The organism is Paenibacillus montanisoli, from assembly GCF_003268025.1.
In the GTDB taxonomy this organism is placed as follows: Bacteria; Bacillota; Bacilli; order Paenibacillales; family Paenibacillaceae; genus Paenibacillus_Z; species Paenibacillus_Z montanisoli.
Genome location: NZ_QLUW01000003.1, coordinates 565,701 through 589,040 on the forward strand (window position 1 = coordinate 565,701; position 23,340 = coordinate 589,040).

The following is a 23,340-nucleotide window of genomic DNA, read 5'->3' on the forward strand; positions in this document are numbered from 1 at the left end:
CGCAGCCGTGCAGTATCAGGTAGACTTCATTTTGCCCCGCCTTTCCTCGATCATGCATGCAAAACCTCTTTACATCGTCCACCTTAAGCACGTAACATGAGAAGGGAATAAGTCGCAAAGGAGATAGAACATGCCAACGATCGATATGCCTCTGAAAGAATTGCAAGCGTATACAGGAATAAATCCGAAGCCTGCCGATTTCGACGCCTATTGGGAGCGTGCCTTGAACGAGATGCGTCAAATTGATGCCGCGATCGAGCTTGTGCCGAGCGCTTTTCAGACGCCGCAGGCGGAATGCTTCGATCTTTACTTTACCGGCGTGAAAGGCGCTCGCGTACATGCGAAATACGTAAGACCGCGGCATGCGTCAGAGCCGCAACCGGCTGTCATTCAATTTCACGGTTATACCGGCAGTGCCGGCGATTGGACGGAGCGGCTCGCTTATGCCTCGCTAGGCTTCTCGGTTTTTGCCATGGATTGCCGCGGACAAGGCGGCAAGTCGGAGGACAGCGGCAGCGTGAAAGGCAACACGCATCACGGCCATATTATCCGCGGTCTCGACGATGAGCCGGACAAGCTGCTGTTCAGAGATATTTTCCTCGACACGGCGCAGCTTGCGGGCATCGCGCTGGGTATGCCGGAGGTTGATCCGAATCGCGTCTATGCGATGGGCGGCTCCCAAGGCGGGGCGCTGACAATCGCTTGCGCGGCGCTTGAGCCGCGTGTGGCCAAGCTGGCGCCGGTATTTCCGTTCCTGAGCGACTATCGCCGCGTTTGGGATATGGACCTGGATAAGGATGCCTACCATGAGCTGCGCACCTTCTTCCGTCATTTCGACCCGCAGCATGAGCGCGAAGAGGAGATTTTTACGAAGCTGGGCTACATCGATATTCAGCATTTGGCGAACCGCATTCAAGGCGAGGTGCTCATGGGTGTAGGCCTGATGGATACGATCTGCCCGCCATCCAGCCAATTTGCCGCCTATAACAAGATTACGTCGAAGAAACGGCTTGAAATTTTCCCGGATTTCGGTCACGAGGGCTTGCCGGGCTTGAACGATAAAGTGATGCAATTTTTCTTGAAAGAATAAAGGAGGCTTGAGAGCAATGCGGATAGGGACAAACGAAAAGCTGGTCATGATTGGCGATTCGATTACCGATTGCGGTCGGGCTAGGCCGATCGGGGAAGGTTTATTCGATGCGATCGGCAAGGGCTATGTCGGCCTTGTCGATGCTTTGATTACTGCGGCGTACCCCGAGCGGGGCATCCGCGTCGTGAACGTGGGAACAAGCGGCAATACGGTACGCGATTTGAAGGAGCGTTGGGACACCGACGTGCTTGCGCTGAAGCCGGATTGGCTTTCCGTCATGATCGGGACGAACGACGTATGGCGCCAATTCGATATGCCGCTCATCAGGGAGTCGCAGGTAGGCATTGAAGAGTATGCGGCAACGCTGGAGGAGCTGGTCGTTCAAACGAAGCCTTCTTTGAAAGGGCTCTTGCTTATGACGCCGTTCTATCTGGAGCCGAATCCGAGCGACGCGATGAGAGCCCAGATGGATCGCTACGGCGCAGTCGTCAGAGACATCGCTGATAAGCACAATGCCGTCTTCGTCGATACGCAAGCCGCGTTCAACCGGGTTATGGAGCATTTATACCCGGCTACGCTTGCTTGGGACCGCGTCCACCCTAACCAGGCCGGCCATGCAGTATTGGCGCGGGCATTTCTGCAAGCGGTCGGCTTCGACTATTCGAAGGGGCTGTAGCTCGGACACGTTAAGTAAAAAGAAGACCTTCGCTTATTTCTGCAACGGCAGGAACAGCGGAGGTCTTCTTGGTTTATATTTTAAAAATCGATATCGTACGGTGCAGCTGCACCACCGTCTGCTGCATTTTCTCGGTTTCCGCAACGACAGCCTGCACCGAGCCGATCTGCTCGTTCATGGACGCGGACACCTGCTCCGTACCTGCAGCGGACTGCTGCGTAATCGCGGAGATGTTTTGAATGGCGCTTGAAATTTTGCGGGCGCTCTCCATCATCCGGTCGCTCTCTCGGGAGAATTGGGCGATTTGCTCGGTAATGAACTCAACGCTTGTCACTAGCTCGGAGAAGACAAGCTCGGAGTCGCGCAGCATCTTCATCTGCTGCCGAACGATCTCTTCGTTGACCTTGATGTTCTGGGTCGCTTGCTTCACGCCGTTATCGATGCTGCGGACGAGCGTGAACACTTCCTTCGTCGAGGACGTCGATTCTTCCGCAAGCTTGCGCACCTCTTGGGCGACGACGGCGAAGCCGCGACCGTGCTCGCCTGCTCGGGCCGCTTCGATGGAAGCGTTAAGCGACAGCAGGTTGGTCTGCTCCGCGAGATCCGAAATCGTGCGGGTAATCGCCGAGATGCCTGCGGCCTTACGCGCAAGCTCTTCGATCGCCTCGGCTACCTGATTCGTAGCCTCGACGTTGCGGGACATGCCTGCCGATTGGCTCTCAACGGCATGGCGCCCCCGGGCAACAAGGCCCAGCGTCTGTTCGGAGCGCTCGTTCATCACCTTCGTGGAATGCGCGTATGCGGACACTTTATCCTCGATTTCGCGAATCGATTCCGCCATATCGCTTACATCCTCGGAGATCTGGCTTGACCCCGTTGCGAGCTCGCCTGCCGATGAGGCGACCTGTTCCATAACCTTCTTTAAGTCCACGTTCTTATCGAATATGCTGCGGCTGGTATCGTTAACAAGCCGTGAAATCGAGGAAGTTTCTTTTAGGATATCGCGCAGCTTATCGACCATGCCATTGAAGGAATGGCCAAGCTCGCCGAGCGAGGCGGATGAGGCTACGTCCACCTTCTGCGTAAAATCCCCCTTCGCAATGCCGGAAGCAATGGAGGTCATTTCGTCGATGGACGATGTAAGCGCTGTCTCAATTGCCCGCACAAGAGGAAAGGCGGAGATAGCGGCAATCACGATGACGTACAATCCGAGCAGGAGGCTTCCGCCAGTCATTGCAAGGCCAAGCAATAAGGCGAGCGAAAATGCGGCAACGATGGCGTAACAGCCCACCAGAAGCTTGTTGCGGATGGATAAGGAATGGAACCATTGCATCGTGAAAAACGCCCCTTTTATTGGAATAGTTTTATTATAGCAAAGCCATCCAGTTTGTCTATCGTCGTCTAATGCGGATGAACCATGTCGGAAATAGCGGAAGCAGACTGATATGGATGGTGTCGAAAGAAATAAATTCTGTAAGATTTTTGTAAAAATAGGATTGAAGGGCTGTACTTCTTGTCATATAATGGGTCTTGTGAACTGGAAATAACATCTAAAAGAGCAACCCGGAGGTGCAGCTTATGAATTTGGATGCTATGCCATTAGCCCGTCAAGTGGAGCTTGTCTTTAAACAGCTGGAAGAGGAACTTCTAAACGCACAAGCAGGAACAGTTATCATTCAAATTCGGAATAACGCCGTCGGCAAATACGGCGTTCGGCATCATCCGATTGAAAGCAAGAACGGCTGCATCGGAGAGTCGGAGCAGGGGATGACGAGGGAGCAGGTACAGGCGTTCAGGAAGATGGCCATTGATTCGATAAAGCTCAAGCGTAATTGGACGCATGGCGAAATCCTGTACGATTTCGCGGTTCGCTCCGGCACCGGCGCTTGGTCGGCGAGCATCCTGTTCGAGTCCAACTATAACATGGCTAGCTCAATGTTCCGCTACACCCCGAAATACGCGCAGCACTCGCTGCGGGACGCTCCATAAACGCAAACGGCAAAAAAGCTGCCTCGGCTCATTGGGGCAGCTTTTTGTTTGCCTGAATTCGGCTTAGCGGGAAATTCTGCCAGCAAGTTGCGATTCCGCCAATTCAACCAGTCTGCGAGTGATGTTACCGCCGATATAGCCGGCATCGCGTGTCAGCATGTCGCCATAGTAGCCGTCTTGCGCAAAGGAAATACCGAGTGATCTTGCAACTTCGTATTTCATTTGGTCAAGCGCTGCGCTTGCACCTGGCACAACCAAGGATCCGCTGCGGTTAGAAGCCATCGTAATCACCTCCTTTGTGTACCCTTAGTATGGATTCACTGGAAGGTTTTATACGAAAGCGAATACACCGAAAGGAATGTAATTTTTTCCAATTTTATCGCAGGAAGCCAAGTGCGAGCGGGAGCAGAAACAGGCTGTAATAAAATACATTCGCGATGGCCGAAGGAGAGGGATCATGGTTGCAGTCGCAGGCCGCAGCTTCGATGCCATGCCATTTTTCCCAAGCGGTATGGAGCTGATAAATCGCTGTAGCGAAAAGTCCCATGGCCGATAGTTTGACGTAAAGGTTCAGATTGGGCTCGACATATTGGTGCAGGCTGCCGGTGCGGACCAAGTAAATGATGAACATGCCGAAGCAGGTTAGAATGACGCTTCGGATGATATGGTGGATTGCGGCGATCTGCTGTGAAGTTAACATAATGGAAGCAGCCTCCTTAATAGCCGGTTAGCAGCTTCTCCGCTGCAAGGGACAACAGCCATACGGCTGCGATCAGATAAAGGCAGATCGCCACGATCACTTTGCTGCGGAAAGCGGAGAAAAGCATCAGCATGCTTTTGACATCGACCATCGGGCCGAATACCAGAAATCCGAGCAGCGCACCGGGGCCGAAGATGCCATGGAACGATGAGGCGATGAAAGCATCCGAGGTGGAGCACAGCGACAGCGCGAACGCTGCGCCCATCATCACGATCGTTGCTGCGGCAGGGTGCTCGCTAACGGATAGCAGCACGTTCGGATCTATGGTGGCTTGAACGAAGCCTGTCAGCAAGGCGCCGATGATCAGATATTTGCCGATATCGAAAAACTCGTCCGACGCATGATTGAAAGTAGCGTGAACCCGTTCGCGAAAGCCGCTGTTCAGGCTGCCGTGGTTGTAATTGTGGCCGTAAGCCGACTCGCCGGCGCGGCCCGACGCGAAAGAGTGGATGCCGAGCTTGAGAGGACTGCGCTTCATGAACCGGTACATGAGCAGCCCGAGCAGCATGCAGACCGCGAACGCGATTCCCATCCGGGCAAATGCGATCTCCGGCTGCGAACGGAAGGCGCTGATCGTAGAGGCAAGCACGATGGGATTTATGATCGGCCCCGCAAAAATAAACACCATGCCGATGTATGGCGGCATGCCCTTGCGGATCAGCCGTCTGACGACCGGAATCATGCCGCACTCGCACAGAGGGAGAAGCAGTCCGAGCAAGCATCCGAACAGGACGCCTATGACCGGATTTCGCGGCGTCAGCCGCGCAATCATCGCGTCCGATACAAATACCTGCAGCAGCGCCGAGAAGAAGACACCGAGCAGGATGAAAGGAAAGGCTTCTATAATGATGCTGATAAAGATATGCTGGAAATCATGCACGGCGGCTCGCAGGCTCCTTTCGGGTGAGGATAGCGGATGCAGAGAGAGGCCAAGCTATTCCCCTACTGTTAAAGGTATGCGCGAGAAGCGAGGAGCAGGACAGCCTTCCCTAGACAAATTTTCTCGGGCACCGGCGAAAAGATTGGGCGGTTGGCACTCTTGACTTTTATGCCGGAGGGAGTATAATTTCACCTAAATACTGTGATGGGAAGAAGTAAGCGCGGAAGGGCTGCGACAGAGAGCCGGTGGTTGGTGCAAACCGGCGCATGCCTCCGATGCCGAATGGATCCCTGAGTAGAGATGAGGAAAGCGGTCCTTGCGGACCCGCCGTATGCGTCTTCCGTTCGCTCCGCGTTAGGGAGCTTGAGGTTTGCTGCAGCAGCTTGCATAGAGCTATATGCTTGTCAAACAAATTAGGGTGGCACCACGGTCCTCGTCCCTTGCGGCGGAGGACCTTTTTTGCGTCCAAAAAAACGATGAGAATCTACATTCACAAGGAGGAACCGACTATGCCACGCGTATTATCCGGCATTCAACCGAGCGGCCAGCTGACGCTCGGCAACTACATCGGCGCGATTCAAAACTTCGTTAAGCTGCAGGAAACCCACGAATGCTTCTTCATGGTCGTTGACCTGCACGCCATTACGGTTCCTCAGGAACCTGCGGCGCTAAGAGAGCAAACGGAATCGGTTGCAGCGCTGTTCATCGCGGCAGGCATCGATCCTGCCAAAGCGAGCGTATTCGCTCAATCCCACGTAGCCGCACATGCGGAGCTTGGCTGGTTGTTCACGACGCTTGCTTACATGGGCGAGCTCGAGCGCATGACGCAGTTTAAAGACAAGTCCAACGGCAAGGACTCCGTCGGGGCCGGCTTGTTCGTGTATCCGACGCTGATGGCGGCCGATATTCTGATGTACAACGCGGATCTCGTGCCTGTAGGCGATGACCAGAAGCAGCATCTCGAGCTGACGCGCGATTTGGCTGCACGGTTCAACCAGCGCTACGGCGACATGTTCACGATCCCGGAGCCGTACATTCCGAAGGTCGGCGCACGCATCATGTCGCTCGACGACGGCACGAAGAAGATGAGCAAGAGCAATCCGAACCCGGGCAGCTACATTGCGCTGCTTGACCCGCCGGATGTCATCCGGAAGAAAATCAGCCGCGCGACGACGGATTCCGGCCGCGAGGTGCAATTCAATCCGGCCGAGAAGCCGGAAGTCAGCAACCTGATGAGCATCTACTCGCACTGCGCGGGGATCACGCTGGAAGAAATTACGGCTCGGTACGAAGGACAAGGTTATGGAGCGTTCAAGAAGGATCTGGCGGAGCATGTCGTGGCGAAGCTTGAACCGCTGCAGCAGCGCTACGCGGAAATCCGCAGCTCCGGCGAAATCCATCAGATTCTCAAGCAAGGCGCGGAGCAGGTTTCGGGGATCGCGGAGAAAACGCTCCGCGACGCGAAAGAGAGAATGGGCTTTCTCCTGCCCCGTTAATGGTTAGAAGGCACAAAACAAAGACGCCGCAGGCGAGGGATGACGATCATCCCTGCTTGCGGCGTCTCATTTTTGCGCCGACGATAAATCCGGCCCCGATACTGCCAACCGTCAAAAGGAAGAACAGGACGGCGAGCCACCCATTATAGCTGATGGAAATAGCTGTGGCGCACATAAGCAGCACCGAAAAAACCGCGAAAAACAAGGACATTGGCTTCGACATAACTGGCAGTCTCCTTAACCTGATAAATTCTTTACGGACTTTAGCATATTCTACTCGCAAACGAATCATAATAAGTTTGCAACACACCATCGTAAGAGATGAAAGGAGAATTTCCACATGGCAGGACAACAATCTCGTAGCAGCAATACGTTGGTAGTACCTCAAGCAACAGCAGCTCTTCAACAAATGAAGTTCGAAGCTGCGCAAGAGCTCGGTATTGCAATTCCGCAAGACGGCTACTATGGTAATGTCTCTACGCGTGATGCAGGCTCACTTGGAGGATACATCACTCGGAAACTCGTCCAAATGGCTGAACAGCAACTGTCGGGACAATCTTCGTTCCGCTAAGCTGTAGCAGGAATCTCCACAAAGTAACGGTCAGAAGCTCAAGGGCAGCCTTGAGCTTCTGCTTTTTTTATAAACGCAAAAAAAACCAGGCAAAAACCCCTTCTATTGTGCAAGAAGAGGCTTGCTGAAGTCAATACGTATTCATTCTGAGCCGTTTTTGCAATCGGTCATCGCTGAGCCAGCCGACATAGGAGCCGAGCGTCTTGTATTCCGTGTCCATCAGCAGTACGCCGACGAACGGATATTGCTTGCGGTGGCGGTAGCGTACATCCGACCAGCGCACTTCGTAGCCCCACGGATGCTCCTGCACCTCGGCGCAGGCAAAGGAAGTGAAGTACAGAAACGCGCGGATCGAATGGTCGTTCTTCGATTTTTCCACAGCCGGATGATCGGAGCACTTGGCCCGGTCCTGCCAGCGCAGCTTGCCGTGACGATAGTCGCCAATCATAAAGGAACCGTCGGGCCGGCGCTTCACGATGTTCCAATCGTACAAGGAGATGGTCGGAATAAGGATAAACTGCTCTCCGTCCTCATAGAGCTCGTCGACTCGCATGAGCTGCTTACTCAGAGAGCGGTGCGCCACCGTTCGCCAACTATAATAAACGATTAGGAAAGCGTACAGCAGCGGGAAAATCACCTGCGGATCGCCGATTTTGAGCCCCCACATCACGATGGCGATCAGATGGGCGATAAAGATGACCGGATCGAAGATATGGATAATATTCCAGGCAATCCACTTCTGGTTGAATGGCCGCATCGCTTGCGTCCCGTATGTGTTGAACAGGTCGGAAAATACATGGACGACGACCGCGAGCAGCACCCAGCCGCCAAGATGAAGCCACGAAAGCTGGAAGCGGAAGATCATTTGAAGCACGAAAGTAATCAGCACGGCCCATATGGCTATGGCCGGCAGGGAATGCGATGCGCCGCGATGGTTTCGAATATATGCCGCATTGCTCTTGAAGCGGAGCAAACCGTCGAGATCGGGGGCTTGCGACCCCGCAACCGCGCCGATCAGAACGGCGGCGTATAGCGTCTGGTCCGATGCGACGACGGGGTCGACGGAAGCGAGTCCCGCGAGCCCGAGCCCCATAACCAAATGCGTTCCGCTATCCATGGATGGAACCTCCTCGTTTGCGTTAGCTTTGGTGTGGAAATGTTCATTTTGTGTATACTTCTATATGTACGCTTAAGTATTTTCCGAATCGTGGGCGTTTATAACTAAATCTTTCGCGGAGGGCGTTTTTAGGCGGCGCAGCGCGTCCCATAACTTTTGGAAGGAGTTTGGCCATGTTTATTTGTTTCGTGGAATACCATATTGCGCCTGAATTCGAACAGACGTACAGAAGCTGGATTGCGGAAAAGCCAGGGGCCGGCGATGCGTTCAACCTGTATGAGGGCACCGATCAGCCGCTGCTGTTCGTGGAGGTTTGGGAGGCGGAGAGCGAGCAGGAAGCGCTGGACATCAAAAAAGAACGCTGCAGCGAGCGTTCTTCTTGGCATGAAATGGCTCAATGGGTGCCGGGGGGAAGCACCAAGCTCCACTCGTGGACGTTTAAGCCGATTAGCGTCCGTTCGTAGTCATCGGAACCGTGTTCGTAATCGTTTGGCCGTTGAACGTATACTCGTAATTAATCGGGCCGTCGAACGTGACGTAATCGAGGTTAAGCGTAAGCAGTAAGTAGCGCATTCCGGTCGACGGATCGCTAATGATGATATGGTCGCGTCCGGCGGCTTCGATGATGCCGCGGAATACTTTCGCATTCCATTCCCGGTTGTTTTCGTACGTCATATAAAAGGTACCCATTTTACCGCGGTTCAGGCGCAAAATGTTCTCTACATAAGATTCTTCCGTAGCCGGCACGGTAACGACGTTACCGCCGGCGGGTGTGACAAAGGAGCCGCTTGGTACTTGCGGCGGCATTCCAGCGGAAGCGCCTGCCACGAATGGTGTCGGTACCGGCGTTGGCAGCGGCGTCGGGGTCGGTTGATAGAAACCGTAGCCTCCAGGGAATCCTCCTGTGCTTGCTGGACTTACCGCTGGTTTGTTCCAATAACCGTTTGACATAGAACTCAATTCCTCACTTTCGTTTCTTCAACTTTATTCGAACGTCGAGAAGAAACGGCTGACGCCATCCTTAGGCGGCGCGGCAAGTTTCTTCCTTTAGTAATCTAAGCAAAGTATAATGAGAACTTATACTTTCTTAGATTTTAAAATACGCGCGGGCATTCTTCCGGCTTCGGATTGTAGAAGCAATGCGCTTTGAATTTGCCCACGAACTTTTGGTCCCACCAGGTTGGCGGGCAGCTGCCGGCCGGACGGAAGTACCACAGCGCGTTAGACGACGGCCATATCCGTTCGCCGTTGATCACGCGTCTGGCCAGCTCGATCTCGTTTTCCCTGGCAGCCTGATAGAAATAGCCTTTCTGTGTCGCTTCGAAACCGCCGGGGCTTTGGAATACCATTTGTTGAATGCTGCGAATGTTTTTGAAGTCGATGCAGTTGCCCAGAACTCGGTTCACGCCAACGTTGCCGACCATCAACATGCCCTGGTTGCCTTCGCCTTCGGCTTCCGCGCGCAGGAGCCTAGCCAGCAGTTTCACTTCTTCGGAGTTGGATTTGATAGCTGCCATGTCGCTTCCATTCCACTTCCTTTCGCTCGGTTGGGCTAGTAACCACAATGACAGTGTATTGAGGAGGAGCCCAAATGGTTCCTAGGTGGTGTCAATTTCATGAACAACAACCGCGAACATTGTAAACAGCTTGGTTTTTCGGTATGATTAAGAACGATTTTAAAGAAGATATGCAATTATGCTCATAGGCATTGGAAGCGGGGAGACTGGCTGTGTTTAAAGAATATGTGGCCCTGACAAAACCGAAACTACTGCGATTAAATGCGTTCGCTGCGTTCGGCGGATTCTGGGTCGCTTCCAAATGGGATATTGACTGGCTGCTGCTGCTATATATGCTGATCGGTACGACATTAACGATGGCATCTGCGTGCGTCATTAATAACTACTGGGACCGCGAGCTCGACAAGAAGATGGAACGCACGAAGAACCGCGCGCTGCCTACGAACCGGCTGAGCCCGACGAACGTGTTGATCTATGGCGTCGTGCTTGGCATCGCGGGGCTTATCGTGCTGTTCACGATTGTCAACCCGTTGACGGGCTGGCTTGGCTTGCTCGGCTTTTTCGTTTATGTCGTCATTTACACGATGTGGCTTAAACGGACGTCGACTTGGAGCACCTCGATCGGCGGCGTTTCCGGCGCGATGCCTCCGGTCATCGGCTACTGCGCGGTAACGGGCGTTGTCGATGAAGGCGCATGGCTTCTGTTCGCGCTCTTGTTTCTCTGGCAGCCGGCGCATTTCTGGTCGCTAGCGATCAGGCGGGTGGAGGAGTATCGTGCCGCGGGCTTCCCGCTGCTTCCGGTCGTCAAGGGCATTCAGCGCACGAAACTGCAGATGAACCCTTACATTATTCTTCTGATTCCGACCGGGATTTTGTTTTTTACGTACGGCTATGTCGGTTATGCCTTTCTCATCATTTCGCTTGTCGGCGGCGTGCTTTGGCTTATTCATACGTTGACCGGCTTAAAGGCGAAGGATGACAACAAGTGGGCCAAAACCAACTTTTTCATCTCCATCAACTATTTGATGATCGTTTTTCTCGTTATGATCGTCGATACGAACGGCATCGGTTAGGAGGGCGATTTCATGCCTGTTTTACGCAAATACGGATTCACAATAGCGGTGCTTGCGCTTTGCGCGGCGATGGGGCTTTACCTGTATCTCTCCTCTACGAAGGAAGCGAAAGTAAATCTCGATCAGAACTTAAAGGCGCCTAACTTTCAATTGACCGATTTGGACGGCAAAAGCGTCTCGCTTGCGGATTCGAACGGAAAGGTGCGAGTCATCTACTTCTTCTACGCCAACTGTCCCGACATTTGCCCGCCGACCACCTTCCTGATGACACAGCTGCAGGACAAGCTGAAGGAAAGCGGGGTTTACGGCAAAGACGTGGAGTTCATGTCGATCACGTTCGATCCTGAGCGCGATACGCTTGAGAACATGCGCAAATTCGCCGATAGGTTTGAAATCGACAAGAGCGCTTGGACCTTCCTTCGCGGGAAAAGCGAGGAAGAAACGAAGCAGCTGATGAAGGACTTCGGACTGGGACTTGTGAAGGATCCAAAGACGAACCTGTTCACGCACTCGGATATGATTACGTTCGTTGACCGCGAAGGCGTCGTCCGGAAATATGTGACGGGATCGATCGATGAGACCCAGAACGCGGACAAGCTTGTAGACGTCGTTGACGCTCTGGTCGAAGAGTAGAGGGCCGGCATGGTTATTTTTCTTTCGATATTATGGAACAACATCATCCCGTTGTCAGTCATGATCGCTATCGGCATCACGCTGCATCGGGTTTTTTCTTTAGATATCAAAACATTGTCCAAGCTGAACTTTTACTTATTTTCTCCGGCGATCATCTTTAAACTGCTGTACACAACGGAGGTGACCTTGAAGTCGGCCATGTCCGTGCTGCTGTTCTTTGTCGTGTTTATGGGGCTGATGTACGTCTGCGTGGAGGGAGTCATCCGGCTTCGGGGCATGCAAGGGGGCAGGCGGGGGGCCATGCGAAACAGCGTGCTGTTCTACAACAGCGCGAACTACGGCATCCCGCTAAATGAGCTCGTATTCGCCTCCAATCCGTTCACCTTATCGGTGCAGGTGCTCATTATGATGCTGCAGGCGCTGCTTCCGAACACCTACGGCATCTATAGCGTTAACGCGCACCGGATCAGCGGCAAAGAAATCGTGCGAACCATCCTGAAACAGCCGGTCATCTATGTCATCCCGCTCGGTTTTCTCATGCGGGGCTTTCATGTACCGATCCCGCATGCTTTAAACGTACCGCTCGATTATGCGGCCAACGCCTTTATCGGAACGGCGCTCGTGACGCTCGGCGTTCAGCTGGGCAGCATGACGGTATCCTTCCGCAGCTTCATGTTGAAAGACGTACTGCTGTCCTGCGGGCTCCGCCTGCTGGTTGGACCGATTCTCGCTTTTGGGGTTGTAAAGCTGATCCAGCTGGACGGCTTAATGGCCCAAGCGCTTATCGTCTCCTCTTGCGTGCCGACATCGCTATCCAGCGTGCTGCTGGCGGTAGAGTTCGACAACGAGCGCGAGTTCGCTTCTCAGGCGGTGTTGACGTCGACCTTGCTCAGCATTGTAACGGTCACACTTGTGATTTATGTTCTGAAAATATAGCAAAGCATACAGCCCTTATCTAAAAATCGTCTTCCTTACTCCAAATAGCGGAGCCAGGCGCGGGATACACGATGTATTCCTCCAGGCCCGCTTTTTCTAATTGCTCGATTAAGTATTCTTCCGGCGTTTTCTCGACGCCGGGGTAGCCGCGGCGGGTATGGATATGCTCCGCATCCGGGAATGCCTCGCGCAGCATGCCGCGGATTCGCTTGCCGGACGCATCGTTGTCGGTGAAAATATACGCTTGCCGGTCGCCGACCTGCCTGCGCAGCTTCTCGATTTGGTTTACGCCTGGCGTACCCATCGTGCAAAAGATCGGCGTTTCTTCCGCAAGCACGCGGCGGAGCCGGCTCCGGTCGTTTTTGCCTTCGACGATGATGGCGATATCATCCACTTTCGATCACCTCTTGCCACTAGTTTACCTCATTTTGCGATAAATGCGAAAAACGGCCTGCCGACAGGCAAGCCGTTTGATGATCGCAATTGGCGCGGGGATGAATTAGAACCAGCCGCCGCAGCCGCAAATGACGATAACCAGCAAGATGAAAAGCACCAGTATGGAACCAGCAGAAGTAAATCCGTGATGGCCGTGATGGCCTCCGCGATCAGCATCCATGAGAGACATTGTGAATGTCACCCCTCTTTCGTATGATGATCAATCTAGGCGTTTGGGGCTCTGCTCCCAAGCGGCAGCGTTCCAGCCTCTTGCCACACTGTAATGTATGCCCCTGAGTGACATCAGCCCTGTGCAATTACCCAGTTCCGGAAAAATGGGCGTTGGAGCTCGGGCCGCCCGCTTTCGTAGACGATGCGTGGAACGGGAGCAAGCTAACGGCGATCATGAGGCTGAGAAACGCGATATAGTAGGGCGAAACGATGTCGCGCAGCTGGCCGGCGAGCATCGGGCCGAGGAAAGCGCCGACCGAGAACGCGATCGATAGAATCGAGAAGGTGCGCCCGTAGCGGACGCCGCCGCTGCTTTCGATGAGAAGCGAGGAGAGTGCCGGGAAGATGACGCCCTTCGCCATCCCAATGAACAGCAGGAGCAGCATGAACGGCAGCGGCGCGCCGGCCGCAATGGCGAAATACGTCAACGCCAGCATGAACGCGCCCCAGAGCGAACGAAGAAATGGCGAGAGCTTGTTGAGAAACAGCATGCTGAGCGTAAATAAGGCGCCGAGGCTGACGATGGAGAACAGCAGACCCGTTGTCATCATGCCCTGCTTCGTGGTCGACATCAGCGGAAGCTCAAAGGAGAGGATGCCCTGCGCGCAGCTCATCGCGATGGGCAGAATGTAGATGATCCACGGGATGGAAGCCGGCGGCGCATTCTCATCGCCGCCGCGCATGGCAAGCGCATTTGCATTCGCATGGGCCGCCAGTGAGTCGGCGCTCGGCTTGGCTGCCGGCGCGGACTTGATCTCGCGGATGAAGACGAGCGCACTGGCGGCCGTGCCGATCAAGACCCAGCCGAGCACGTTAAAGGCGGTCGTGAAGCCGATCTGCGCGACGAGGTAGGCGCCGGCTGCAGGGGAAATGACGGAGGCGACCGTGTGGACGAGCCCGTTGCCGGCCATCAGCTTCCGCTGGCGGATCTGGCTGGTGGCGATGCGGGCAAGCAGCGACATGCAGGCAGGCGATAGGAAAGCCAGCACGAAGCCGCTGATCGAACGGAGAACGAGCAGCTGCCAAGGGTCCGTTACCTTCGATTGCAGCAGCAGGACGCCGCCGGCCGCACCGAGGCTGAAGACGATGAACAGTCTGCTGCCGAACCGGTCTACTCCATAGCCTGCGATCAGGTTGCCGGGCAGGTGCGTGATGGAATAAAGTCCCATCATAAGGCCGATGAACGATGGCGCGGCACCGATCGATACGGCAAATGGCGTTAATATCGGGTATTGGGCGTGCAGGTCAAAGAACGCGACAAACAAGAATAAATAGAGCCAAATTGCAGTTTTCACGGGCAGCCTCCTCGGTTTTACTTACGATCGCACCGCATGTTCTCACGAAACAGTATGTTACTACTTGTACGCTTCGTCCGGCCCTGTTATGTCTGGCTGTCCCGTTTGGTTTACGCCTATTGGGTCATAGGGTATAATGTTTGGTAGATAGACTTTTGGCGGGTATAATGGAGGAGAGTCGGGGATGAGCTTGGATTTTAACTATGATTTCGACACGTATATGCAGTTCTTTAAGGACAAGTGGCTGATTCTGGTGATCGCGCTCGTCGTGCTGCTCATCGTTGTTCGGATCGTCAAGACCGTCGTGAAATGGCTGATCGTCGTCGCCATTATTGCCGGCGTTGTTTTTTACAGCGGCTACTCGCTCGATCAATTAAAGGAGCTAGGATCGGAGCTTGGCACGAAGGTTGCGGACAGCGTGAAGCAGGAAGCGATCGAAGCTATGGCGGGCGAGGCGCAGGATGCGACGTTTACAACGAACAGCGACGGCTCGTTTACGGTTAAAACGAAAAATTTAGAGCTTATCGGCAATCCTGGCGAGAACGAAGTGAAAGTCAACTTCCGCGGTACGCCGTTAGGCAAGTGGAAGATAGATGCTGCAATTCAAACCTTAATTGATCAAGCAAAGAAAAACGTCTAGCAACGCTGCTTCGGGAGGACCTGATTTACGGTATTTGCGAAGCAGCAACGCTGCTTCGGGACCTGATTTACGGTATTTGCGAAGCAGCAACGCTGCTTCGGGAGGACTGGAGATGAGGTTCTTCCAAAGCAGCTAATCGCGCCGCGAGGCTTGTCCTCGCGCGTGATGGGACGGTAAAGGAGGCTTCATCATGAATGCTTGGGTAACTCCCTTGTTAAAACCGGAACCGGTTGCGCTCATGGTGCTGCTTATCTTGCTTGGCTCATTCATTCAAGGCATGCGAAGAGGTGCATCGGGATCCGCGAAGCACCTTTTCTTTTTTATTTGGCAGGCGGCTTCGGTCGTCATTGCGCTGGCGGTTGCCGGACGCGGGGCTTCCCGGCTGTCGCCGCTGCTTCGGGACTGGCTGGAAGCGCGCCAAATCGTCGTGCCGGTGGAAGAGCTAAGCGCATTTAAGCAGTTATGGTATACGGTAATTACGAGTTTGCGCGATTTTGAGCTGCTGCGGTTCGGCGTACTGTTCCTGTTTCTGTATACGTCTGTCCGATATCTGCTGAGGCTGCTGGAGCCCTTATGCTTCCTGGTCTACGATGCCGTTCTGGCCTCGGCCGGCCATGATGCCAAGGCAGCAGGCCGGCGGCCTGCCGGCAAGCTGTCCGGGACGGTCAGCCGAATGGCAGGCGCGATGATCGGCGCGCTCCTTGGCGGCGGACGGGCCTTCCTGGTCATCGCCGCATTGTTCGTGTATGTGTCGCTGATCCCTCATGCGTTCGGGGCGGACGCCATCCGTTCCTCGGCGATCTATGCCAAGACGGCATCCGAGCTGCTCGATCCCGTCGCCGGCGATGTGCTGAAGCGCGGGCCGGTGTTTACGGAAGCGGTGCAGGGCGAATTCAGACGCGTGCTGCAGCGCAAATACGAGGTCATCGATGCGGCGGTGCCGGCCGATATCGAAGCCGCGGCGGCCAAAGTAACGGGGGATGCGGGGGCGGACGAAGCAAAGGCACGCGCGCTCTATGATTGGGTCGGTACGCGCATTGCATACGACTGGGATAAAGCCAATAATTATATAGAACGCGGCGTATGGAAAGAACAGACGCCGACTGAAACTTTTTCGACCCGAAAAGGCGTCTGTATAGATGTGGCGCGGCTGTACGCGATGATGGCTCGTTCTGTCGGTCTGGAGGTGCGTGTCGTAACTGGGCTTGGCGCAACCGGCAACGGCACTTATGGCCCGCATGCTTGGAATGAGGTTCGCTTGGCCGATAGCGGAGGCGCTTGGATTCCGCTTGACGCGACATGGGCTTCCTCCGGCGATTGGTTTAACCCGAAAGGGTTCTCGTCTACCCATATTCGGGAGACATGACGGTATAGAAAGGAGACCTGAAGTGGTACAGGAAGATCCGCAGAAGCGGGAAATTGCGAACCGGCGAAATTTTTCGTTCCGGTTGAACTTATTCTTTTTTGCTACGTTTTTCTTGTTTAGTGTATTGATTGTCCGATTAGCCATTCTACAGTTCGTCGAAGGCCCGTCGCTGCGCGAGGAAGAAGAGAAGCGCGGCTCGACGAACGTGCTAATACCGCCGATCCGCGGCAATATTTACGATTCCAGCGGCAAGGCGATCGCTTACTCGACTTCGACGCAGTCGCTGTATTACAGCATCGAGCCGGGGACGAAGAAAGCAGATTCCATCGCAGTGGCTGAGAAGCTGTTTGCGGATTTTCAGAAGTATGGCGACCCGAAGTCGGCCGTCACGCTGGAGCAAATCATCAAGAACATGGACTTGGATTACAAGAAAAATACGGTGTCCGTGCCGCGCCGCATCAAGAGCGGTCTGACGCCTCAAGAAATCGCGTACTTCATGGAGAACCGCGACTTGTACCAGGGGATCGATATCGTCGAGGAAAGCATCCGCCACTACGATACGAGCAAGTTCGCCGTCCAATTGATCGGCTACTTGAAGAAGTTCGGCGGCGGGGCCGAGAACAATCTCTATAAGGATCGTGCCAAAACGGACGATCCGCGCTTGAAATATTTGCAGCAGGAGGATGTCGGCTACGACGGGCTCGAGTATATGTACCAGGACGTCCTTCGCGGCAAGAACGGCCTCAAGACGTACCCCGTCAATGCGGCGAGCCGAATCATAGGGCCGCCGGTCATCACGAAGCCGGAGAAAGGCGATAACATTTATTTGACGATCAACCGCCAGGTGCAGGAGACGGCGGAGCAGGCGATCATGGATCAGCTGCAGTTTCTGCAGACGACAACGTTGCGTGACAAGAGCGCGAAGAACGCGAAGACCGGCTACGCCGTCGCCATGGAGGTCAAGACCGGCAAGGTCATCGCGATGGCGAGCATGCCGGACTATAATGCCAACATCTGGGAAGGCGGCAAAATCAGCACGGAGGATTACGATAAGATCAGCAACGTGCTGCAGAACGGCACGATCAGCCCGGTCATCGGCCCGTACAAGGATCCGAAGGAGCAGCGCAAGCATCCGTCGTCCATCGTGTTCCTAGGCTCGACGCAGAAGCCGCTGACCATTCTGATCGGATTGAACGAGCAGCTCTTTACGACGACGACAACCTATACGGATACCGGTTCGTTCTATTACGGTAAGGAAGGCTCCTACCGCCGGAGAATCGGCAATGCCAAGGGGCATGTATACGGCGTGCTCGACCCGGCGAGGGCTATCGGCAAGTCGTCCAACCCGTTCATGGCGAAGATGGTCGGCGATGCCCTATATCGGAAAGACCCGGAGAACGGCGTACAAATCTGGGACAGCTACGTGAAGCAATTCGGCCTCGGCGCCGATACGGAGAGCGGTTTGCTGAACGAGAGCAATGGCGTTATCGGCTACTTCCACGAGGAAGAAGCGGCCAGCGCGCAGTCGGCGCTTATTCTGGCCTCCTTCGGCCAAATGGGCCGCTACACGACGATGCAGCTCGCGCAATATGCAGCTACGATGGCGAGCCACGGCAAGCGGATGAAGCCGCAGTTCGTGAGCGAAATACGCGACTCGAATGGCCAAGTCGTGCAGAAATTCCAGCCTGAAGTGCTAAACACGATCAATTTCCCGGAGAAGTATTGGAAGGAGATCGAAGACGGCATGCTGCAGGTTAGCGTTACAGAGTTCAACAACGCGCCGTACAAGGTGCTGCGGAAGACGGGTACGTCCCAGCAGCAGGTAAGCGGCAAAACCGTTGAAAACTCGGTATTTATCGCCTCCGCGCCAGCGGAGGATCCGGTTATTTCCGTCGCCGTCGTCATTCCTGAAGGCGGCTTCGGCGCTTACGGCGCGGCCCCTGTCGCGCGTAAAATTCTCGACGCCTACAACGAAGCAATCGGCTTCAACGGCGTGCCGAAGAAGCCGGCAGCGCCTCCGGGTACGGGCACTTCGCCTAATACGAAGCAGCCGTAAGGCTGCGGCCCCGGCAGTGGGTACGGGCGAGGCGGGTACGATGGGCAGCCGTAAGGCTGCCCTCTCCAACGGATCTGCCGACAATGGCTTTGATACCGGTCGAGGCGGCGACAAGCATTGGTACGCATGGCATGCGTAAGCCATCACGCTGGGACGGCTCGGAAAGCACAGACATTAATCAAAAAAACGCAACCTATATATGGTTGCGTTTTTTATTTGGCCAACACTGCACAAGTCCGTTAGCATCGAACTCATGCGTGAAATTACCGATTTACGCTTGAAACAGTCAAATATGAACGTTTCAACTTGCGGAAGAAGCGAAAGAGGAGCTCTGGAAGCATCACATTGGAGAGAAATTGGCGGAAGAAGTGAAAGAGGAGCTCTGGAAGCATCACATTGGCGAGAAATTGGCGGAAGAAGTGAAAGAGGAGCTCTGGAAGCATCACATTGGCGAGAAATTGGCGGAAGAAGTGAAAGAGGAGCTCTGGAAGCATCACATTGGCGAAGAATCGGGGGAGCGAGATCCAAGTAACGATACCGGTTGCCATAATCCCGTACTTCCCATTCCGGATACAAATGATTAAAATTTCCGAACGCAGGAGCGTTTTGCACCGGAGAAACATTTTTGCATATGATAAACCATAAAACGCTTCCACCGCTTATTGCCAAGGAGGGGACTTCATATGCGACGCTCCAAACTGCCTGCGGCCGTTCGCCGTCTGCTTTACGCCATTTTGTTTCTTGCCGGCACCTTGATCGGGGTGTGACATCTTCACTATAATTAGGTTCGTGTTTGGATTCTGCTTAGAATGTGATAAAATTGGTACATTGCTCATTATCAGAAGCTGCAGGTCGCTTTACAGGGAGGGCTTCATGGGAACAATCAAGCTAGTTGCACTGGATATGGACGGAACGCTGCTTAATGACCGTCAAGAAATCAGCAGCGAGAACGCGAAGTGGATTCGCAAGGCGATGGATGCCGGGGTTACCGTATGCTTCGCCACCGGACGAGGCTTTCCGAGCGCGCTGCCCTATGCGGAGCAGCTGAAGCTGGATACGCCGATGATCACGGTTAATGGCGGCGAGATTTGGAGCCGGCCGCATGTGCTCCATAAGCGCACGCTGATGTCGGCTGTAACGGTGGAGCGGCTTCACAAGCTGGCGCTTCAGCACCCGGAATGCTGGTACTGGGCGTACACGACGATGGATATTTACAACAAAGAGAAGTGGATCAAGCCTGCCGGCGATTACGAGTCGCACCATTGGCTGAAGTTCGGTTATTATACCGAAGACGCGGAGATGCTGGGTGCCATTCTCAAGGAAACGTCGACATGGGGCGGCTTGGAGATAACGAACTCCTCGCCGATGAACCTGGAGTTGAATCCGGAGGGAGTTTCGAAAGCCGCGGCGATCCGCGAGCTGTGCACGTTGCTTGGCATCGAGATGTCACAAGTGGCCGCCATGGGCGACAGCATGAACGACATCGCCATGATCCGCGAGGCCGGGTTGGGCATAGCGATGGGCAACGCGCAGGACGAGGTGAAGGCGGCAGCCGATGCGGTTACGGTCACGAATGAAGAGGACGCGGTCGCGCACCTGATTCGTGATTACGTCCTGAAGGGATGAGCGCTGCATGGAGATAGCCGGCTGGATCATCGTCATTGTGTTGTTCGTTGTGGGCATGGCGGGTGCCATCTACCCGATTTTGCCTGGTGCGCTCGCGATTTACGCGGCGTTCTTCGTTTACGGGATCTTTATCTCGTTCTCGCCGTTCGGATTTTGGTTCTGGACAATCCAGACCATCATCGTCGCGGCGCTCTTCATCGCGGATTATGCGGTAAACGCATGGGGCGTCAAGAAATACGGCGGCTCGCGGGCTTCAGTGATCGGCAGCACGATCGGCTTGATCTTCGGTCCGTTCGTCATCCCGGCTTTCGGCCTTATTTTGGGTCCGCTTCTCGGCGCGGTGGCAGGCGAGCTGTTTACCGGCGCGAAAGTGGACAAGGCGCTGAAAGCAGGCCTCGGCGCTGTCGTCGGTTTGTTTTCCAGTATGGTCGCCAAAGTGATATTGCAAGCGGCTATGATTATTGTATTTATTCTATGGATCTAAGCTGAGGAGGAAGAAGAAATGATTAACGTAACGGTATGGAACGAATTTTTGCATGAGAAAAGCAATGAAGCGGTCATCAATGTATATCCGAACGGTATCCATGAAGCGATCAAGGCCGGTATCGGCACAGACGGCTTCGCAGTGAAGACGGCTACTTTGGAGCAGCCGGAGCACGGTTTGACGGAAGACGTGCTTGCAAGCACCGACGTTCTGATCTGGTGGGGCCACATGGCGCATCACAAAGTGGAAGATGAAATCGTAGAGCGTGTACATAAACGCGTCATGGAAGGCATGGGTCTTATCGTTCTGCATTCCGGCCATTTCTCCAAAATCTTCAAGAAGCTCATGGGTACGGGCTGCGACCTGAAATGGCGCGAAGCGGACGAGAAAGAGCGCATCTGGACCGTGAATCCGGCTCACCCGATCGCGGCAGGCATTCCGGAGCACTTCGTGCTTGAACGCGAAGAAATGTACGGCGAGCACTTCGATATTCCGCAGCCGGACGATCTGGTCTTCATCAGCTGGTTCGAAGGCGGCGAAGTATTCCGCAGCGGCTGCACTTGGTCCCGCGGCCAAGGCAAAGTGTTCTACTTCCGTCCGGGTCACGAAACGTATCCGACGTATTATAACGAAACCGTGCTTCAAGTCATCAAGAACGGCATCCGTTGGGCAGCTCCGTCGAATGCGGCGGCACCGGTTCGCGGCCATCACCAGCCGCTTGAAGTGATCAAAGCGAAATAAGCTTGGCTAGGAGATCAAATGGTTAAAAAAGACTCACTGATTAAAGGCACAATCATCCTCGCAGCGGCAGCGCTGGTCGCCCGGTTTCTCGGGATCTTCCAGCGCATCCCACTGGATTATATGACCGACAGTCACGGCGGCGGTTACTTTACCGTCGCCAATAATATTTATTTAATGCTTCTGATCGTTGCGACAGGCGGCATTCCAAGCGCGATTAGCAAAATGGTCTCGGAACGCTATGCCCAAGGCCGCCCCGACGAAGCGAAGCGGATCTATAAAGCGGCGCTGCTCTTCGGAGCCGTAACCGGCGTGCTCATTACGGTGCTGCTGCTCGTCTTCGCGCCGTTCTACGCGACGCATATCGCGGAAAATCCCGGCGCGGATTTAGCGGTTCGGGCCATTGCGCCAGCGCTTCTGTTTTTCCCGGTCATCGCGATGATGAGGGGCTACTTCCAAGGACGTCAGTTGATGGCTGCAGGCGGCATTTCGCAGATCGTCGAGCAAATCCTGCGCGTCATTACGGCGGTCGGACTTGCCTATATCGTCTTGGCATGGGGCTGGGGACAAAGCTGGATCGCGGCAGCCGCAACGTTCGGCAGCGTATTCGGCAGCGTCGGCGCGTTCTGCGTCATGCTGTATTACGCCAGAAAGCTGCGCAGGCATGATGCGGCGGAGAAGCAGGCTGCCAGGGAGAATGCCGCGCCGCAAGCTGTCAAGACGGGCCGTGCAGCGCTTTCGTTCAAAACGATTTACAAAGAAATGTTCAAAATTTCGGTCCCGATCGTCATTACCTCAATGACTGTGCAATTTATTTATTTCTTCGATACCTCGCTGTTCATGAAGTTGACGCAAGGCTACTATTCGGTTGCGGACGCGCGCCAAACGCTGGACTGGCTCGGCTTGAAGGCGCAGGCGCTGGCAGGCATCCCGCCGATTCTTGCGATTGCGCTCAGCCAATCGATGATCCCGGTCATTTCCGCCGCGTATTCGGTACGCAACATGACTGAGGTGGAGCGCCAGGCATCGCTTGTCATGCGGATCGTGGTGTTTACGGGCGTTCCCGCCGCGCTGATCATGACGGTTGCCGCCACGTCGATCAACGGCTTGCTTTTCTCCAATACCGGGGGCAGCTTGGCCGTTGCCGCGCTTACAGCCGGTACGATCTTTCAAATTACGATGATGACGAGCAACACGGTACTTACCAGCATGAACAAACCGCGGCTGCCGATGCGCCATGCGCTCATCGGAATCGTGGTCAAGGTAATCACAAGCCTAGCCTTGGCGCCGCTGATGGGCGTCTACGGTTTGATCCTGTCTTCCACGATCTGCTTCATGGCAATCGCATCGCTTAATTTCCGGTCGATCCGAAAGGAAATCACGCTTTCGATTCTCGGCAGGCGCTGGACCGGGTATGCCGTTACGATCGTGGTCGCTTCAGGGACAGGCTGGCTTGTTGATTACGTATGCAGAACGTTTATCGGCGGCATCCCGGCTAAGCTGACCTACGCCATTTCCTGCATCGCGGCAGGGGGCATATCGTTGGGACTCTATGTCGCGCTGCTCGTGCTGCTTCGCGTGGTCACGGCGGAAGACGCCAAGCAGTTCCCGGGACCGCTGCGCAAGCTGCTAAGCCCGCTTATGCGTGCAGCGGCACGGTCTTAAGCTCCGGAAACATTTGGAATACCGTTCCCATAAATTCCTCCCCATGGTAAAATTGTCGGTAGACTT

General features: G+C 54.6%; 27 protein-coding genes, 1 pseudogene and 1 other annotated feature. Of the genes and pseudogenes, 16 read left to right on the top strand and 12 right to left on the bottom strand.

The window, feature by feature from the left end; translation table 11 throughout:
- Positions 1-130: 130 nt before the first annotated feature.
- Together DL346_RS18490 and DL346_RS18495 are read left to right on the top strand one after the other, a co-directional pair.
- On the top strand, positions 131-1,090 hold the full coding sequence (locus tag DL346_RS18490) for an alpha/beta fold hydrolase (RefSeq protein ID WP_112883613.1): 960 nt from the start codon (positions 131-133) through the stop codon (positions 1,088-1,090).
- Between the two features lie 16 nt (positions 1,091-1,106).
- Complete coding sequence (locus DL346_RS18495; protein ID WP_112883614.1) at positions 1,107-1,766, top strand: SGNH/GDSL hydrolase family protein; 660 nt, start codon at positions 1,107-1,109, stop codon at positions 1,764-1,766.
- Between the two features lie 73 nt (positions 1,767-1,839).
- Here the strand turns inward: DL346_RS18495 and DL346_RS18500 are convergent, their stop codons facing one another.
- Positions 1,840-3,099 (bottom strand): methyl-accepting chemotaxis protein, encoded by a 1,260-nt coding sequence (locus DL346_RS18500; protein ID WP_112883615.1) that lies wholly within the window; start codon positions 3,097-3,099, stop codon positions 1,840-1,842.
- A 245-nt stretch (positions 3,100-3,344) separates the two neighbouring features.
- On the opposite strand from DL346_RS18500, the gene DL346_RS18505 reads away from it, so the two are divergent.
- Positions 3,345-3,755 (top strand): O-methyltransferase, encoded by a 411-nt coding sequence (locus tag DL346_RS18505; protein ID WP_112883616.1) that lies wholly within the window; start codon positions 3,345-3,347, stop codon positions 3,753-3,755.
- Between the two features lie 63 nt (positions 3,756-3,818).
- Here DL346_RS18505 and DL346_RS18510 read toward each other — a convergent pair whose 3' ends face one another.
- The 3 genes from DL346_RS18510 to DL346_RS18520 form a co-directional block, all read right to left on the bottom strand.
- Positions 3,819-4,037 carry an alpha/beta-type small acid-soluble spore protein gene (locus tag DL346_RS18510; protein WP_112883617.1) on the bottom strand — a complete coding sequence of 73 codons (219 nt, stop codon included), beginning with the start codon at positions 4,035-4,037 and terminating at the stop codon, positions 3,819-3,821.
- A gap of 94 nt (positions 4,038-4,131) precedes the next feature.
- Positions 4,132-4,455 (bottom strand): DUF1980 domain-containing protein, encoded by a 324-nt coding sequence (locus tag DL346_RS18515; protein WP_112883618.1) that lies wholly within the window; start codon positions 4,453-4,455, stop codon positions 4,132-4,134.
- Positions 4,456-4,471: 16 nt separating this feature from the next.
- Positions 4,472-5,395: a permease gene (locus DL346_RS18520; protein ID WP_240633285.1), complete on the bottom strand. Its 924-nt coding sequence runs from the start codon at positions 5,393-5,395 to the stop codon at positions 4,472-4,474.
- A 192-nt stretch (positions 5,396-5,587) separates the two neighbouring features.
- Positions 5,588-5,839: a binding site (T-box leader), on the top strand.
- A 65-nt stretch (positions 5,840-5,904) separates the two neighbouring features.
- On the opposite strand from DL346_RS18520, the gene trpS reads away from it, so the two are divergent.
- On the top strand, positions 5,905-6,891 hold the full coding sequence (trpS, locus tag DL346_RS18525; protein WP_112883620.1) for a tryptophan--tRNA ligase: 987 nt from the start codon (positions 5,905-5,907) through the stop codon (positions 6,889-6,891).
- A 46-nt stretch (positions 6,892-6,937) separates the two neighbouring features.
- On the opposite strand, the gene DL346_RS29135 is transcribed toward trpS, so the two are convergent.
- Positions 6,938-7,114, bottom strand: a complete 177-nt coding sequence (locus DL346_RS29135) for a DUF5325 family protein (RefSeq protein ID WP_165822572.1) — start codon at positions 7,112-7,114, stop codon at positions 6,938-6,940.
- Between the two features lie 117 nt (positions 7,115-7,231).
- Here DL346_RS29135 and DL346_RS18530 point away from each other — a divergent pair, with 117 nt between their 5' ends.
- Positions 7,232-7,462, top strand: a complete 231-nt coding sequence (locus DL346_RS18530) for an alpha/beta-type small acid-soluble spore protein (protein ID WP_112883621.1) — start codon at positions 7,232-7,234, stop codon at positions 7,460-7,462.
- Between the two features lie 130 nt (positions 7,463-7,592).
- On the opposite strand, the gene DL346_RS18535 is transcribed toward DL346_RS18530, so the two are convergent.
- Positions 7,593-8,579 (bottom strand): metal-dependent hydrolase, encoded by a 987-nt coding sequence (locus DL346_RS18535; RefSeq protein ID WP_112883622.1) that lies wholly within the window; start codon positions 8,577-8,579, stop codon positions 7,593-7,595.
- Positions 8,580-8,752: 173 nt separating this feature from the next.
- Here DL346_RS18535 and DL346_RS18540 point away from each other — a divergent pair, with 173 nt between their 5' ends.
- Entirely contained in the window at positions 8,753-9,043 is a 291-nt protein-coding gene (locus DL346_RS18540; protein ID WP_112883623.1) for a hypothetical protein, read from the top strand.
- On the opposite strand, the gene gerQ is transcribed toward DL346_RS18540, so the two are convergent.
- A complete protein-coding gene (gene gerQ / locus DL346_RS18545) occupies positions 9,027-9,530 on the bottom strand; it encodes a spore coat protein GerQ (protein ID WP_112883624.1) in 504 nt (167 codons plus the stop codon). The genes DL346_RS18540 and gerQ overlap by 17 nt on opposite strands.
- A gap of 143 nt (positions 9,531-9,673) precedes the next feature.
- Positions 9,674-10,096 carry a cell wall hydrolase gene (locus DL346_RS18550; RefSeq protein WP_112883625.1) on the bottom strand — a complete coding sequence of 141 codons (423 nt, stop codon included), beginning with the start codon at positions 10,094-10,096 and terminating at the stop codon, positions 9,674-9,676.
- A 212-nt stretch (positions 10,097-10,308) separates the two neighbouring features.
- Between DL346_RS18550 and cyoE the strand changes: the two genes are divergently transcribed.
- Genes cyoE through DL346_RS18565 form a run of 3 tightly spaced genes read left to right on the top strand, consistent with a single transcriptional unit; the run spans position 10,309 to position 12,738 of the window.
- Positions 10,309-11,169: a heme o synthase gene (gene cyoE, locus DL346_RS18555; RefSeq protein WP_112883626.1), complete on the top strand. Its 861-nt coding sequence runs from the start codon at positions 10,309-10,311 to the stop codon at positions 11,167-11,169.
- A gap of 12 nt (positions 11,170-11,181) precedes the next feature.
- Positions 11,182-11,802 carry an SCO family protein gene (locus DL346_RS18560; RefSeq protein WP_112883627.1) on the top strand — a complete coding sequence of 207 codons (621 nt, stop codon included), beginning with the start codon at positions 11,182-11,184 and terminating at the stop codon, positions 11,800-11,802.
- Positions 11,803-11,811: 9 nt separating this feature from the next.
- Positions 11,812-12,738, top strand: coding sequence for an AEC family transporter (locus DL346_RS18565; RefSeq protein ID WP_112883628.1), 927 nt, complete (start codon positions 11,812-11,814; stop codon positions 12,736-12,738).
- A 19-nt stretch (positions 12,739-12,757) separates the two neighbouring features.
- Here DL346_RS18565 and DL346_RS18570 read toward each other — a convergent pair whose 3' ends face one another.
- From DL346_RS18570 to DL346_RS18580, 3 genes are all read right to left on the bottom strand, one after another.
- Positions 12,758-13,132 (bottom strand): toprim domain-containing protein, encoded by a 375-nt coding sequence (locus DL346_RS18570; protein ID WP_112883629.1) that lies wholly within the window; start codon positions 13,130-13,132, stop codon positions 12,758-12,760.
- Positions 13,133-13,237: 105 nt separating this feature from the next.
- Positions 13,238-13,354, bottom strand: a complete 117-nt coding sequence (locus DL346_RS18575; RefSeq protein ID WP_240633313.1) for a sporulation protein YjcZ — start codon at positions 13,352-13,354, stop codon at positions 13,238-13,240.
- Between the two features lie 136 nt (positions 13,355-13,490).
- Entirely contained in the window at positions 13,491-14,699 is a 1,209-nt protein-coding gene (locus DL346_RS18580) for an MFS transporter (RefSeq protein WP_112883631.1), read from the bottom strand.
- Positions 14,700-14,883: 184 nt separating this feature from the next.
- On the opposite strand from DL346_RS18580, the gene DL346_RS18585 reads away from it, so the two are divergent.
- From DL346_RS18585 to DL346_RS18595, 3 genes are all read left to right on the top strand, one after another.
- Positions 14,884-15,339 (top strand): hypothetical protein, encoded by a 456-nt coding sequence (locus DL346_RS18585; RefSeq protein ID WP_112883632.1) that lies wholly within the window; start codon positions 14,884-14,886, stop codon positions 15,337-15,339.
- Positions 15,340-15,529: 190 nt separating this feature from the next.
- Positions 15,530-16,705 (top strand): transglutaminase domain-containing protein, encoded by a 1,176-nt coding sequence (locus DL346_RS18590; RefSeq protein ID WP_112883633.1) that lies wholly within the window; start codon positions 15,530-15,532, stop codon positions 16,703-16,705.
- Between the two features lie 22 nt (positions 16,706-16,727).
- Positions 16,728-18,761: a peptidoglycan D,D-transpeptidase FtsI family protein gene (locus DL346_RS18595; RefSeq protein ID WP_112883634.1), complete on the top strand. Its 2,034-nt coding sequence runs from the start codon at positions 16,728-16,730 to the stop codon at positions 18,759-18,761.
- 516 nt (positions 18,762-19,277) lie between these two features.
- On the opposite strand, the pseudogene DL346_RS29545 reads toward DL346_RS18595, so the two are convergent.
- Positions 19,278-19,361 (bottom strand): annotated as a pseudogene (locus DL346_RS29545) (transcriptional regulator); the annotation flags it as partial.
- A 273-nt stretch (positions 19,362-19,634) separates the two neighbouring features.
- Between DL346_RS29545 and DL346_RS18605 the strand changes: the two are divergent.
- Genes DL346_RS18605 through DL346_RS18620 form a run of 4 tightly spaced genes read left to right on the top strand, consistent with a single transcriptional unit; the run spans position 19,635 to position 23,274 of the window.
- A complete protein-coding gene (locus DL346_RS18605) occupies positions 19,635-20,387 on the top strand; it encodes a Cof-type HAD-IIB family hydrolase (protein ID WP_112883635.1) in 753 nt (250 codons plus the stop codon).
- Positions 20,388-20,394: 7 nt separating this feature from the next.
- Positions 20,395-20,871 (top strand): DUF456 domain-containing protein, encoded by a 477-nt coding sequence (locus DL346_RS18610; protein WP_112883636.1) that lies wholly within the window; start codon positions 20,395-20,397, stop codon positions 20,869-20,871.
- An 18-nt stretch (positions 20,872-20,889) separates the two neighbouring features.
- A complete protein-coding gene (locus DL346_RS18615; protein ID WP_112883637.1) occupies positions 20,890-21,612 on the top strand; it encodes a ThuA domain-containing protein in 723 nt (240 codons plus the stop codon).
- A gap of 18 nt (positions 21,613-21,630) precedes the next feature.
- Positions 21,631-23,274 (top strand): putative polysaccharide biosynthesis protein, encoded by a 1,644-nt coding sequence (locus DL346_RS18620; protein WP_112883638.1) that lies wholly within the window; start codon positions 21,631-21,633, stop codon positions 23,272-23,274.
- The last annotated feature ends 66 nt before the right edge of the window (positions 23,275-23,340 follow it).

Coding starts and splice junctions, on each gene's coding strand:
- DL346_RS18490 (WP_112883613.1), top strand. CDS start 131: ATGCCAACGATCGATATGCCTCTGAAAGAATTGCAAGCGTATACAGGA.
- DL346_RS18495 (WP_112883614.1), top strand. CDS start 1,107: ATGCGGATAGGGACAAACGAAAAGCTGGTCATGATTGGCGATTCGATT.
- DL346_RS18500 (WP_112883615.1), bottom strand. CDS start 3,099: ATGCAATGGTTCCATTCCTTATCCATCCGCAACAAGCTTCTGGTGGGC.
- DL346_RS18505 (WP_112883616.1), top strand. CDS start 3,345: ATGAATTTGGATGCTATGCCATTAGCCCGTCAAGTGGAGCTTGTCTTT.
- DL346_RS18510 (WP_112883617.1), bottom strand. CDS start 4,037: ATGGCTTCTAACCGCAGCGGATCCTTGGTTGTGCCAGGTGCAAGCGCA.
- DL346_RS18515 (WP_112883618.1), bottom strand. CDS start 4,455: ATGTTAACTTCACAGCAGATCGCCGCAATCCACCATATCATCCGAAGC.
- trpS (WP_112883620.1), top strand. CDS start 5,905: ATGCCACGCGTATTATCCGGCATTCAACCGAGCGGCCAGCTGACGCTC.
- DL346_RS29135 (WP_165822572.1), bottom strand. CDS start 7,114: ATGTCGAAGCCAATGTCCTTGTTTTTCGCGGTTTTTTCGGTGCTGCTT.
- DL346_RS18530 (WP_112883621.1), top strand. CDS start 7,232: ATGGCAGGACAACAATCTCGTAGCAGCAATACGTTGGTAGTACCTCAA.
- DL346_RS18535 (WP_112883622.1), bottom strand. CDS start 8,579: ATGGATAGCGGAACGCATTTGGTTATGGGGCTCGGGCTCGCGGGACTC.
- DL346_RS18540 (WP_112883623.1), top strand. CDS start 8,753: ATGTTTATTTGTTTCGTGGAATACCATATTGCGCCTGAATTCGAACAG.
- gerQ (WP_112883624.1), bottom strand. CDS start 9,530: ATGTCAAACGGTTATTGGAACAAACCAGCGGTAAGTCCAGCAAGCACA.
- DL346_RS18550 (WP_112883625.1), bottom strand. CDS start 10,096: ATGGCAGCTATCAAATCCAACTCCGAAGAAGTGAAACTGCTGGCTAGG.
- DL346_RS18560 (WP_112883627.1), top strand. CDS start 11,182: ATGCCTGTTTTACGCAAATACGGATTCACAATAGCGGTGCTTGCGCTT.
- DL346_RS18565 (WP_112883628.1), top strand. CDS start 11,812: ATGGTTATTTTTCTTTCGATATTATGGAACAACATCATCCCGTTGTCA.
- DL346_RS18575 (WP_240633313.1), bottom strand. CDS start 13,354: ATGGATGCTGATCGCGGAGGCCATCACGGCCATCACGGATTTACTTCT.
- DL346_RS18585 (WP_112883632.1), top strand. CDS start 14,884: ATGAGCTTGGATTTTAACTATGATTTCGACACGTATATGCAGTTCTTT.
- DL346_RS18590 (WP_112883633.1), top strand. CDS start 15,530: ATGAATGCTTGGGTAACTCCCTTGTTAAAACCGGAACCGGTTGCGCTC.
- DL346_RS18605 (WP_112883635.1), top strand. CDS start 19,635: ATGGGAACAATCAAGCTAGTTGCACTGGATATGGACGGAACGCTGCTT.
- DL346_RS18610 (WP_112883636.1), top strand. CDS start 20,395: ATGGAGATAGCCGGCTGGATCATCGTCATTGTGTTGTTCGTTGTGGGC.
- DL346_RS18615 (WP_112883637.1), top strand. CDS start 20,890: ATGATTAACGTAACGGTATGGAACGAATTTTTGCATGAGAAAAGCAAT.
- DL346_RS18620 (WP_112883638.1), top strand. CDS start 21,631: ATGGTTAAAAAAGACTCACTGATTAAAGGCACAATCATCCTCGCAGCG.